At 69.7% G+C, this 12,759-nt stretch carries 9 protein-coding genes; 7 read left to right on the top strand and 2 right to left on the bottom strand.

Annotated elements, in window-relative coordinates; all coding sequences use genetic code 11:
* Nucleotides 1–9: 9 nt before the first annotated feature.
* A complete protein-coding gene (locus OHB21_RS16855; protein WP_195124857.1) occupies nucleotides 10–1,491 on the bottom strand; it encodes an MFS transporter in 1,482 nt (493 codons plus the stop codon).
* Nucleotides 1,492–1,744: 253 nt separating this feature from the next.
* Nucleotides 1,745–2,416 (bottom strand): FadR/GntR family transcriptional regulator, encoded by a 672-nt coding sequence (locus OHB21_RS16860; RefSeq protein WP_067510051.1) that lies wholly within the window; start codon nucleotides 2,414–2,416, stop codon nucleotides 1,745–1,747.
* Nucleotides 2,417–2,481: 65 nt separating this feature from the next.
* Here OHB21_RS16860 and OHB21_RS16865 point away from each other — a divergent pair, with 65 nt between their 5' ends.
* The 7 genes from OHB21_RS16865 to OHB21_RS16895 all read left to right on the top strand — a co-directional run bounded on the left by OHB21_RS16865 (nucleotide 2,482) and on the right by OHB21_RS16895 (nucleotide 12,163).
* On the top strand, nucleotides 2,482–3,762 hold the full coding sequence (locus OHB21_RS16865) for an MFS transporter (protein ID WP_067510179.1): 1,281 nt from the start codon (nucleotides 2,482–2,484) through the stop codon (nucleotides 3,760–3,762).
* 133 nt (nucleotides 3,763–3,895) lie between these two features.
* The gene (gene putP, locus OHB21_RS16870; RefSeq protein WP_195124858.1) at nucleotides 3,896–5,392 is read left to right on the top strand and encodes a sodium/proline symporter PutP; all 1,497 of its coding nucleotides are present in this window, start codon (nucleotides 3,896–3,898) and stop codon (nucleotides 5,390–5,392) included.
* A 258-nt stretch (nucleotides 5,393–5,650) separates the two neighbouring features.
* Nucleotides 5,651–7,099, top strand: a complete 1,449-nt coding sequence (locus OHB21_RS16875; protein ID WP_084537763.1) for a nitrate/nitrite transporter — start codon at nucleotides 5,651–5,653, stop codon at nucleotides 7,097–7,099.
* A gap of 26 nt (nucleotides 7,100–7,125) precedes the next feature.
* Complete coding sequence (gene nirB, locus OHB21_RS16880) at nucleotides 7,126–9,687, top strand: nitrite reductase large subunit NirB (protein WP_195126194.1); 2,562 nt, start codon at nucleotides 7,126–7,128, stop codon at nucleotides 9,685–9,687.
* A 64-nt stretch (nucleotides 9,688–9,751) separates the two neighbouring features.
* Nucleotides 9,752–10,147: a nitrite reductase small subunit NirD gene (gene nirD / locus OHB21_RS16885; RefSeq protein ID WP_067510045.1), complete on the top strand. Its 396-nt coding sequence runs from the start codon at nucleotides 9,752–9,754 to the stop codon at nucleotides 10,145–10,147.
* 4 nt (nucleotides 10,148–10,151) lie between these two features.
* Nucleotides 10,152–11,417 (top strand): uroporphyrinogen-III synthase, encoded by a 1,266-nt coding sequence (locus tag OHB21_RS16890; RefSeq protein ID WP_067510044.1) that lies wholly within the window; start codon nucleotides 10,152–10,154, stop codon nucleotides 11,415–11,417.
* Nucleotides 11,414–12,163 (top strand): sirohydrochlorin chelatase, encoded by a 750-nt coding sequence (locus tag OHB21_RS16895; protein WP_195126241.1) that lies wholly within the window; start codon nucleotides 11,414–11,416, stop codon nucleotides 12,161–12,163. The genes OHB21_RS16890 and OHB21_RS16895 overlap by 4 nt, the downstream gene beginning before the upstream one ends.
* Nucleotides 12,164–12,759 lie beyond the last annotated feature (596 nt).

Raw genomic sequence — 12,759 nt, forward strand, 5'->3', positions numbered from 1 at the left:
CGGTGCGACTTACACGTTCGCGTAGGCGAGCGAGGAGATCCGGCCCACCGCGAACGAGGACCGCAGGTAGAAGAACCAGGTCACGCCCGCCATCACCACGAACGTGGCCGCGTAGGCCCAGAACGCGGGCGACATGCTGCCGAAGTTGATGTTCGACAGGCGCAGCGCCTGCTGCAGCAGGTAGCCGCCCGAGGCGCCGATCGCGCCGATGACGCCGATCGCCGCACCCGCCTGCCGCCGCGCCGACGCCGCGGCCTCGGCGATGTCCGTGCCGTGCTCGGAGGCGTACTTCTTGGCCTCCGCGCTGAAGATCGACGGGATCATCCGGTAGGTGGAGCCGTTGCCGATGCCGGTCAGGATGAACAGCGCCAGGAACGCGGTCAGGTAGAGCGGGAAGCTCTTCAGCTCCAGCGCCGCCAGGATGGCGACCGCCGCCACGGCCATGCCGCCGAACACCATCACGGTGATCTTCGCGCCGCCCACCTTGTCGGAGATCCAGCCGCCGAACGGACGGCTGAACGAGCCCACCAGCGCGCCGAGGAAGGCCAGGTTGCCCAGGGTGGTGATCCAGCCGATATTGGCCAGGCTCGGGAAGTTCGCCTTGATCAGCGTCGGGAACGCGAACGAGAAACCGATGAACGAGCCGAAAGTGCCGATGTAGAGGAACGACATGATCCAGGTGTGCCGGTTGGTGAGCGCCAGCTTGTAGGACTTGCCGTCGGACTTGGCCGTGCTGATGCTGTCCATGTAGCGCAGTGCGCCGAACGTGGCGACCAGGATGAACGGCACCCAGACCAGCACCGAGAGCGTGATGCCGAACCGGTAGCCCGCGGCGTCCTTGGCCATGATGTGCGTGCCGAGCGTGATCAGCAGCGGCAGCACCAGCTGGGTCTGCGCGACGCCGAGGTTGCCGCCCGCGGCGTTGATGCCCAGTGCCGCACCCTTTTTGCCCTCGGGGAAGAAGAACGAGATGTTCGCCATCGACGAGGAGAAGTTGCCGCCACCGAAACCGGCGAGCGCGGCCAGCACCATGAACACCCACATCGGCGTCCCGGGCTGGTTGACGAACCAGGCCAGGCCGAGCGTCGGGATGAGCAGCATGGCGGCGCTGAACGCGGTGAACGCGCGCCCGCCGAAGCGCGGGATGGCGAAGGTGTACGGAATGCGCAGTGCCGCACCGACGAGCGTGGGCGTGGAGGTCAGCAGCAGCGCGTTGCTGACGGCGGTCGGGTTGCCCTGGCCGAGACCGGCGAGGAAGGGGAATCCGGCCGCGCCCATGCTGGTGACGACGGTGCCCCAGATGACCCACACGCTGAATCCGAGATTCTCGGCGAACACCGAGAAGATGAGATTCTTGCGCGCGGTGAGATTGCCACCCGATTCCCAGAATTTCTCGTTGTCCGGTTCCCAGTGATCCAGCCAGCGGCCGCGCTTCTCGTGGGTGAACGCGGTGTCCGGCGTCTGGCCGGTGGCAGCGACTGTGGCGGTCATCGGCTTCCTCTCGATTCGATCTCGACCGACCCTCATCGCGGCACCGTCGCGCCGTTGCGACGTTGTTCGTCTCGGGATTCGCCCCTCGCCCCGGAATCGGGTGGAGCCGTCGAGTTGCCTTAGTACGGTCGAGACAAAAGTAGAAGCCCGTTGTTGCGTCCCCGTGGCCTTCGGTGACGTTCCCGGCAAATCCGACTCACATCGTGGGATCGGCCGCGGAGAGGGTTTTCCTGCGTGCCCGACCGGTCGGAATTCAGCGCGCGTCGGGATATTCGGCGATGAGCGAGCCGAGGAAGCAGCTCGCGGCCTGCGAGGCGCGCTCGCCGTCGCCGTCGATGACGGCCTGCACGAGCTCGTTGTGCTCGGCGTCGTAGGAGTCGTCGGACTTCGAGGTGCGCGAACGGATCACCTGTTCGATGGTGGGCAGCAGCGAATCGTAGAACTCGAGGTACACGGCGTTGTGGCTGGCGACCACGATGGCGCGGTGCAACTCCACGTCAGCGGCGATGGCCGTGGGAATGTCGTCGTCCCAGTGGTTGCTGCGCTCGGCGAGCAGGCGGCGCAGGGTGGCGATATCGGACTCGTCGCGGCGCTGGGCCGCCAGCGCCGCGGCGGTGGTGTCGAGCGCCAGGCGCAACTCGAGCACATCGCGCTCCTCGGCGTCGGCGAAGAACTTGCCGAGCGTGCCGCCGACCTCCGAGGCCGCGATCACATAGGTGCCCGAGCCCTGGCGGCGTTCCAGCACACCCGCGTGCACGAGCGCCTGCACCGCCTCGCGCACGGTGTTGCGGCCCGTCCCGGTGAGCTCGGTGAGCTCCGGTTCGGTGGGGATGCGGGAGCCGATGGGCCAACGGCCGGAACGTATTTCGGCACGCAGCTGTTCGGTTACCTGGGCGATGAGGCTGGTGCGCCGGACTGGTTGCACGGCAATAGGGTACCGCCCGTCACAAACGGTTGCCTCCGATCATGGGGTCATCCTATGATTTCTCGGTGACAGCGACCCTCCCCGATGCCCCGAGCCAGGACACCGTCGATATCGCCGCGCGCCGTCGCGCGCTGCTGGAGGGGCGACTACTCGTCCTCACCGCGATCGTCATGTCCGCGCTCGTGCTGCGCGTCGCCGTCACCGCCTACAGCCCGCTGGCCGAACGCATCGGCGCCGACATCGGCTATTCCACCGCCGTCGTCGGCGTCTTCGGCATGATTCCCACCGCGATGTTCGCGGTCTCGGGCCTGCTGACCCCGCTGATGGTGCGCCGCCTCGGCCTGGAGCGCACCGCGCTGGCCGCGATGCTCATGGCGGGCGCGGGCATGCTCATCCGTTCGCTCATGCACGGCACCGGCGAGCTGCTGGTGTTCTCGGCGCTGGCCCTCGGCGGCATGGGTATCGGCAACGTGGTGATCCCGCCGCTGGTCAAGCGGTACTTCCCCGACCGGCTCGCGGTGATCAGCTCCCTTTACATCACCATGGTGCAGCTGGGCACCGTCTTCCCGGCGCTGGTCGCGGTGCCCGCGGCCGACCACTTCGGCTGGCGCGTGTCCGTCGGCATGTGGGCGTTGCTCGGCTTCGCCGCGGCGGTGCCGTGGATCGCGGTGCTGCGCAGCCGCGAGGGCCGTGACCGCGACGACGTCACTGCGCTGCCCACCGAGCCGGGCGCGGCGGCGGGCCGGGTGTGGCGCTCGCCGCTGGCCTGGGGCATGGCGGGCATGTTCGGCATGACCTCGCTGACCACCTACGCCATGTTCGCCTGGCTGCCGCGCATCCTGGGCGACGCCGGCGCGAGCGACGCCTTCGGCGGCACCATGGTCGGCCTGTTCGCCCTGGTCGGACTCGTCGCCGCGTTCACCGCGCCCACCCTGGTCGCGCGGTACCGCAACCCGTTCCCCATCGTGCTGGGCTGCGCGGTCTTCTTCTTCGCCGCCTTCGCGGGCCTGCTGATCGCGCCGATGGCCGCGCCCGTGCTGTGGGTGGTGCTGCTGGGCTTGGGCCCGAGCACTTTCCCGATGGCGCTCACCCTGATCAACCTGCGCACCCGCACCCCGCGCGGTTCGGCCGCGCTGTCCGGCTTCACCCAGGGCGTCGGCTACGCCGTGGCCTGCCTGGGCCCGCTGCTGTTCGGCATGCTGCACACCGCCACCGGCGGCTGGCTCGCCCCCTTCGCCATGCTGAGCGTCGCGGTGCTGGTCCTGCTCCTCGGCGCCTGGCAAGCCTGCAAACCGCGCCTGCTGGAGGACACCTGGGGCAAACGGGAGCCGGTCGTCGCGGCGTAGGTTCCCCAGGACACGTCCGAGTCGCTAACCGGCGATGCGCCGTGGAAGAACCCCGGGCTGGGATACCGTAACCGGACAAACCTCCCGCCGATCTCGCCGGAGCCCGCGCGGCCACCGGGGTAAAGGGGGCAGCGTGTCCGACCGGACCCTGCAGATCATCGCGCTGGTCGTGTACTTCGGGGCGATGGTCGCCATCGGTGTCTACGCCTACCGCAAGACGGTCGACCACGAGGGCTACATGCTGGCGGGCAGGCAGCTGCCGCCGTGGACCGCCGCCCTCAGCGCGGGCGCCTCCGATATGTCGGGCTGGCTCATGATGGGCCTGCCGGGCGCCATCTACGCCGCGGGCCTGATCGAGGCGTGGATCGCCATCGGCCTCACCATCGGCGCCTACCTCAACTGGCGGTTCGTCGCGCCGCGGCTGCGCGCCTACACCGAGGTCGCGCGCAACTCCATCACCATCCCCAGCTTCTTCGAGAACCGGCTGCACGACGACACCCGGCTGCTGCGCGTGGCCTCGGGGACCATCGTCCTGGTCTTCTTCACCTTCTACGTGTCCTCGATGCTGGTCGCGGGCGGTGAGTTCTTCCGGCTCGCGTTCGGCACCTCGTATCTGAGCGGCATGCTGATCGTCGCCGCCGTGACCTTGGCCTACACGCTCATCGGCGGCTTCCTCGGCGCGTCGCTGACCGACGTGGTGCAGGGCACCATGATGCTGCTGGCGCTGCTCGTGGTGCCCGTCGTGGCGATGGTCGCGGTGGGCGGGCCCGGCGCGACGGTCGACGCGATCCGGGAGGTGGACCCCGCCCGGTTGTCCTGGCTGGGCGGCGGCTCGTTGACGGCGGCCACCGTGGTGGGCATCCTCTCTGCGGCCGCGTGGGGCCTCGGGTACTTCGGGCAACCGCACATCATCGTGCGCTTCATGGCGATGCGCAGCGCCGAGTCGGCGGGACCGGCCCGGCGCATCGGCATGACGTGGATGATCGTGTCGCTGGCCGGCGCGGTCGCCTGCGGCCTGGTCGGGATCGCGTACTTCTCGACCAGCGGCGAATCCCTGGACAATCCCGAGCATGTGGTGCTGGCGCTCTCGCAGCTGCTGCTGCATCCGCTGATCGTCGGTTTCGTGTTCGCGGCGGTGCTGGCGGCGATCATGAGCACGGTGTCGAGCCAGCTGATCGTCTGTTCCTCGGCATTCGTCGAGGATCTGTACCACGTCTTCGGCCGGGAGAGTTCCCAGCGCACGCTGCTGACGCTGGGCAGGGTGTGCGTGCTGGTGGTCGCGGTCATCGCCGGGCTGCTCGCGATCTCGCCGAGCGGCACCATCCTCGAACTCGTCGCGTTCGCGTGGGCCGGTTTCGGCGCGTCCTTCGGCCCGGCCGTGCTCCTGTGCCTCTACTGGCGCAAGCTCACCAACTGGGGCGCGCTCGCCGGTATGGTCGCCGGTGCGCTGACCGTCATCCTCTGGTCCGCCTACGGCCCCGACATCTACGGCGTCGCCCTCTACGAGATCGTCCCCGGCTTCCTCGTCAACGTGGTCGTCTCGATCGCCGTCAGCCTGGCCACCTACACCCCGGACACCGGAATGGACGACGAGTTCGACCGCGCGGTGGACGTCGCCCACGCCCGCTAGCCGCGGCGATCGGGACGTAGCTGTTGCGGTGTCGCCGCCCCGGGCGCATGCTGTGCACGTCACATCTCACGCGGTTTTCCGGCGGGGTCGGCTGTTTGTCACTCGCGGAAACCGTTGTGTCACATGCCCGAAACATTCGAAGGGGCTCACCTCGCTGACCGGAGCGAGGTGAGTAACCGTTGATTTGACGGTCATCTACCGCAGCATTACGGCAATACCTGTTTCCTACCGTTGGGCCAACCGGAATTTGGGAGGCCCTTGTTGAGCACGCTGACGCGTAATCGCAACATTGAGCAGTGGGACGCCGAAGATGTCGCCGCCTGGGAGGCGGGCGGCAAGGACGTCGCCAAGCGCAACCTGATCTGGTCGGTGGTCGCCGAGCACATCGGATTCTCCGTGTGGTCCATCTGGTCGGTGATGGTGCTGTTCATGCCCGCCGACCAGTTCGGCATCGATCCCGCGGGCAAGTTCTTCCTGGTCGCGGTGCCTACGCTGGTCGGTGCGGTGCTGCGCATCCCGTACACGGTCGCCACCGCGCGATTCGGCGGCCGCAACTGGACCATCTTCAGCGTCCTGGCGCTGCTGATCCCGACGCTGCTGACGCTGTACTTCATCAACCAGCCGGGCACCTCGTACACCACGTTCCTGGTCATCGCGGCCTTCGCGGGCTTCGGCGGCGGCAACTTCGCCTCCTCGATGACCAATATCAACGCCTTCTACCCCCAGCGGCTCAAGGGCTGGGCGCTGGGCCTGAACGCGGGCGGCGGCAATATCGGCGTCCCCGTCATCCAGCTGCTCGGCCTGCTGGTGCTGGCCACCCTGGGCGCCGAGTACGCATCGGTGATCTGCCTGATCTACCTGGCCCTGATCGCCGTCGCCGGCTTCGGCGCCGCGCTCTACATGGACAACCTGCCGAGCCAGAAGGCCAACCTCTCGTCCATGGTCGACGCGCTGCGGGTGCCGCAGTCGTGGGCCATCGCCTTCCTCTACATCGGCACCTTCGGGTCGTTCATCGGCTACAGCTTCGCGTTCGGCCAGGTGCTGCAACTCAACTTCGTCGCCGGTGGTGACACCGCCGCCCAGGCCGCCGTGCACGCCGCGTCCATCGCGTTCATCGGCCCGCTGCTCGGTTCGCTGGCCCGCCCCTACGGCGGCCGCTGGGCCGACCGGTTGGGCGGTGCGAAGGTCACGCTGTTCACCTTCGCCGTCATGATCGGCGCGGCTGTGCTGGTCGGGCTGGCGAGCGCCCTCGGTGACGGCGCGGGTCGCCCGACCGGTGTGGTGATGGTGGCCATGGTGGCCGGCTTCATCGCCCTGTTCGTCATCTCCGGCATCGGCAACGGCTCGGTCACCAAGATCATCCCGTCGGTGTTCGAGGCCAGGTCCAAGTCGCTGCCCGTGCGTCCGGCCGAACAGTCGGCCTGGTCGCAGAACACCGCCGGCGCGCTCATCGGTTTCGTCGGCGCCATCGGCGCGCTGGGCGGGGTCGGCATCAACCTGGTGCTGCGCTCGTCCTACGCCTCGACCAGCTCCGCGACCACCGCGTTCTGGGTCTTCACCGCCTTCTACGTGGTGTGCGCCGCGGTCACCTACCTGGTGTTCCTGCGCCGCCCCGCCGCCACCGACTCCGACGTGGTCGTCGAAGCCGAGGCGCTCGTCCTCGAAGCCGAGGCCGCCGCGTCGTCCAGCCCGTCGGCTCGCGCCTGACGCCGAACCATTCCAGGGAGGTCACTATGAACCCCACCGTCGATCCCACTCGGCGCAAGACCGCGGTGGTCGTCGGCCACGGCATGGTCGGACACCGCTTCGTCGAGGCCCTGCGGTCCCGCGACGAGGACGCCACCTGGCAGATCGTGGTCCTCAGCGAGGAGCAGCTGCCCGCCTACGACCGCGTCGGCCTGTCGTCCTACGTGGGCGCCTGGGACCCCAGCGCGCTGGCGCTGCCCGGCAACGAGTACGCCGGTGACGAGCTGGTGGAGCTGCGGCTGGGCCACCGGGCCGAGAGCATCGACCGCGAGGCGCGCAAGGTGCTCACCTCCGCCGGTGACACCCTCGCCTACGACGCGCTGATCCTGGCCACCGGCTCCTACGCGTTCGTGCCGCCGGTCCCCGGCCACGACCTGCCGGGCTGCTACGTCTACCGCACCATCGAGGATCTCGACGGCATCCGCGCCACCGCCGAGGCGGCCGGTCCCGGCGCGCGCGGCGTGGTGGTCGGCGGCGGTCTGCTCGGCCTGGAGGCGGCCAACGCGCTGCGCCTGCTCGGCATGACCCCGCACGTGGTCGAGTACAACAACCGGCTGATGCCCGCCCAGGTCGACGAGGGCGGCGGCGCGATCCTGGAACGCCTGGTCACCGATCTCGGCCTGAACGTGCACACCGGCGTCGGCACCTCCTCGATCGAGGAGACCGAGGGCGGCCTGCGGGTCACCCTCTCCGACGAGACCGTGATCGACGCCGCGATGGTGGTGTTCTCCGCGGGCGTGCGCCCCCGCGATCAGATCGCCCGCGACGCCGGCCTCGAGGTGGGCCCGCGCGGCGGCATCATCACCGACCTGGGGTTGCAGACCTCGGACCCGAACATCTGGGCCGTCGGCGAATGCGCCGCGGTCGAGGGTGTCTGCTACGGCCTGGTGGCCCCCGGCTACTCCACCGCCGAGGTGGTCGCCGACCGTCTGCTCGGCGGGCAGGGCGAGTTCCCCGGCGCGGACATGTCCACCAAGCTCAAGCTGCTCGGCGTGGACGTGGCCAGCTTCGGTGACGCGCACGCCACCACCGAGGGCGCGCTGTCGGTGGTGCTGCACGACGCGGCCAAGGGCACCTACGCCAAGCTGGTCGTCTCCGACGACGCGAAGATCCTGCTCGGCGGCATCCTGGTGGGCGACGCGTCGGCCTACTCGGCGCTGCGCCCGCTGGTCGGCCGTCCGCTGCCCGCCGACCCGGCTTCGCTCATCTCCCCGGCCGGCGCGGAGCTGGGCGCCGACGCCCTGCCCGACGAGGCGCAGATCTGCTCCTGCAACAACGTCAGCAAGGGCTCCATCTGCGGCGCGATCGCCGACGGCGCGTGCGATGTGCCCGCCATCAAGAGCTGCACCAACGCGGGCACCTCCTGCGGCGGCTGCGTGCCGATGCTGAAGAAGCTGCTCGAGCAGTCCGGCGTCGAGGTCTCCAAGTCGCTGTGCGAGCACTTCAGCCAGTCGCGCGCCGAGCTGTTCCAGATCGTGCAGGTCACCGGCATCCGCACCTTCTCGGGCCTGATCGCCAAGTACGGCAAGGGCTCGGGCTGCGATATCTGCAAGCCGACCGTCGCCTCGATCCTGGCGTCCACCTCCAGCGATCACATCCTCGACGGCGAGCAGGCCGCGCTGCAGGACACCAACGACCACTTCCTGGCCAACATGCAGAAGAACGGCACCTACTCGGTGGTGCCGCGGATGCCCGGCGGCGAGGTCACCGCCGAGCAGCTGATCACCATCGGCGAGGTGGCCAAGGAGTTCGACCTCTACGTCAAGGTCACCGGCGGCCAGCGCATCGACCTGTTCGGCGCGCGCGTCGAGCAGCTGCCGCTGATCTGGAAGCGCCTGGTGGACGCGGGCATGGAGTCCGGCCACGCCTACGGCAAATCGCTGCGCACGGTCAAGAGCTGCGTCGGGTCCACCTGGTGCCGCTACGGCCAGCAGGACTCGGTCGGCATGGCCGTGCTGCTCGAAAAGCGTTACCGCGGACTGCGTTCCCCGCACAAGCTGAAGCTGGCGGTGTCGGGCTGCGCCCGCGAGTGCGCGGAGGCGCGCGGCAAGGACGTCGGCGTCATCGCCACCGAGAACGGCTGGAACCTCTACGTCGGCGGCAACGGCGGTCTCACCCCGAAGCACGCGGTGCTGCTGGCCGGCGAACTCGACGACGAGACGCTGATCAAATACATCGACCGGTACCTGATGTTCTACATCCGTACCGCCGACCGGTTGCAGCGCACCGCGCCGTGGCAGGAGGCGCTGGAGGGCGGCATCGAGTACCTGCGGCAGGTCATCTGCGAGGACAGCCTCGGCCTCGCCGAGGAGCTGGAGTCGGCCATGGCCAAGCACGTCGAGGGCTACAAGGACGAGTGGGCGGCGGTGCTCGAGGACGAGAACAAGCTGTCGCGCTTCGTGTCGTTCGTCAACGCGCCCGCCGAGGCCGACCCGACCATCGCGTTCGACGACAGCGGCGAGCGGAAGGTGCCCGTGCTGTTGGGCGTGCCACAGATCGCCGTCGGGGCGGCGCGGGTGGGAGACAACACCGCGACGCACGGGAAATAGCCGCTTAACCGTGTGGAAACAGGACGCCGGTACCAATGGGTAAGGCGTTCGGAGGAGGAACCCGATGACCGTGATCGATACACCCAGCATTTCCCCGGCTACGGCCACCGGTTGGACGCAGGCGTGCCGACTCGACTACCTGATCCCCGGCCGCGGGGTCGCGGTGTTGCTGAGAGGTGGCCAGCAGGCCGCGCTCTTCCTGCTGGGCGACGGCGCCCTCTACGCGGTCGGGAACATCGATCCGTTCGGCCGGGCGGCGGTCATGTCGCGCGGGATCGTCGGCGACCGCGGCGGCGTGCCCATCGTGGCCTCGCCGCTGCTGAAGCAGGCGTTCTCGTTGCTCGACGGACGCTGCCTGGACGACGCATCGGCGGCGCTGCCGGTGTACGCGGTGCGTGTGGACGACGGCATCGTTTCGATTTCCAACGAGCCCGCCGCGCTCGACGCCTCGGACGGATGAACATATGACGACAATCGACGCCGGCGCGTCCCTGGCCGGCTTCACCGTCGGTGTCACGGCGGCCCGGCGAGCCGAGGAGTTCGCCACGCTGCTCACCAGGCGGGGCGCGTCCATCGTGTCGGCTCCGGCCATCCGGATCATTCCGCTGGCCGACGACACCGAACTGGAGCGGGTCACCCGCACCCTGGTGGCCCAGCCGCCGCAGATCACGGTGGCCACCACCGGTATCGGCTTCCGCGGCTGGATGGAGGCCGCCGAGGGCTGGGGCCTGGCCGAGGATCTGCGCGCCACCCTGGGCGCCACCCGGATGCTGGCCCGCGGCCCGAAAGCCAAGGGCGCCATCCGCGCCGCCGAACTGCGCGAGGAGTGGTCGCCCGCGTCGGAGTCCTCGGCCGAAGTGCTCGACCACCTGCTCGCCGAGGGCGTGGAGGGCGTACGGATCGCGGTGCAGTTGCACGGCGCCACCACCGAGTGGGAGCCGGTGCCCGACTTCTGTGAGGTATTGCGTTGTGCCGGTGCGGATGTCGTGCCGGTGCCGGTGTATCGCTGGATCCCGCCCGAGGATCAGGGCCCGATGGATCAGCTGATCGAGCTGATCGTCACCGCCGGACTGGACTGCGTGACGTTCACCAGCGCGCCCGCCGTGGCCTCGATGTTGATGCGCGCCAAGGAAACCGGTCTGCTCGAGGGTGTGCTGCACGCCCTGCGCGGCCGGGTGCTGGCGGCCTGCGTGGGCCCCATCACCGCCGCCCCGCTCGAAGAGCTCGGCGTGCCGACCTCGATGCCGGGCCGCGCGCGGCTCGGTGCGCTGGCTCGCCACGTCGCCGAGGAACTGCCCCGGCGCGCCAGCCGGATTCACGCCGCCGGGCACATCATCAGTGTGCGCGGCGCGTGCGTGGTGGTCGACGGTGAGGTGCGCCAGCTCGCGCCCGCGCCGATGGCGCTGATGCGCTCGCTGGCCCGCCAGCCCGGCCGCGTGGTGTCCCGCGAGGACCTGCTCGCCGCCCTGCCCGGCGGCGGTGACGACACGCACGCCGTGGAAACCGCCATCGCCCGCCTGCGCGCGGGCCTGGGCACGCCGAAGGCGATCCAGACCGTGGTCAAGCGCGGCTACCGGCTGGCGCTGGACGCCGCCGACTGCGATCCGGTGCCGCGCGACCTGACGTCCCCGCACGCGCAGCCGCCCGCGCACACCCGCCCGGCCGCGCCCGGCATCGGCAACCCGGTCCGTTCGCCGCGCTACGCGCCCCAGCCGATGGGGTCGTGGTGAACGCCCCCGCGCTGGTGCTGGTCGCGCACGGCACGCGCAGCACCAAAGGTGTCGAGATGATCGCCGCGCTCGCCGAGGCGGTCGCCCGTGAGCTCGGCGCGCCCGCGGGCGCCGCGATTTCGGGGCGCGGCGCCCGCGTCCCGGCGGTGCGCACGGCGTTCGTCGACGTGCTCGGCCCGTCGCCCGCCGAGGTGTTGCGGGATCTGGACGCCGGCGCGGAAACCGTTCCCGCCGTGGTGGTTCCGGCGTTCCTCGCCTCGGGCTACCACGTCTACCAGGATGTGCCGCGCGAGGTGACCGAGAGCGCTCATCCGGCCGCGACCGTCACCCCGGCGATGGGCCCCGATCCGGCGCTGGCCGCGATCATGGCCATGCGCCTGCGCGCGGCCGGGTGGCGTCGCGGTGACGCCGTGGTGTTCGCCGCCGCCGGCTCATCGGATTCCCGTGCGCGCCAAGATGTCCGGCGCGCGGCCGCGATGCTGGCCGAGCGCCTCGGCGCGCCGGTGCGCATCGGTTACGTGGCGACGGGTGCGCCCCGCGTGCCCGAGGTTGTCGCGGAATTGCGTGAGTCCGGTGCGCGCCGCGTGTTCATCGCCTCGTATCTGCTCGCGCACGGGTTGTTCCAGCAGCGCTTGCACGAGGCGGGCGCCGACGGGGTAGCCGAGCCGATCGGCGTCCACCCGGCGGTGGTGCGCCTTATTGCCGACCGCTACCGCGCGGCAGCCCACCCGCCTCTCCGCGTATAAGGCGGCGGCTGCGTCAGGCGCGGACGTCGGTTCGCTGCCGTCTCCGGAATTCTGCTGGGCGGAGTCAGCCGGTACCCGGCGAGTTACCCATGTGCTGGCGAAACCAGTTGTTGCCTTGGGTAACTCGCCGAACGCCTGCAAACACGTCGTTGCGGTCGAGACTGGTTGTCGGCCGGATCTCTCGCTGAATACCACCGCTTGCCGAGGCGTCCACGGATGATGCGGTCCTCCCGGCCCTGTCCATCGCTGCATGCCACGGATTTGCCAGGCTCACCGAATCGGCAACACACCTCCGCTGAAGCCTCCGGGCACCTGCGGCATCGCTGCCACCGCCCACACCCGTGCCGCACTGACGTTCGGCACGGCCGCCGCGCATTTCCGCCCACTGGCTGTCCACAACCGTCTCGCCGCATCCGCGTGATCGGGTGGATCCGTGGCCGCCTTCGTGGCCCATTACATGGCCATTCATCAATCTGCTCGAGGTGACAACTGATCTCGCTCGCACATGGGTAACTCGCCGGGTACCGGCTAACTCAGCCCCATCAAACGACGGCAGACGGCCACCCAACGATCCCCGCCCCTGACGCAGCCGCCTT

This window comes from Nocardia puris (assembly GCF_036051655.1).
Taxonomy (GTDB): domain Bacteria; phylum Actinomycetota; class Actinomycetes; order Mycobacteriales; family Mycobacteriaceae; genus Nocardia; species Nocardia puris.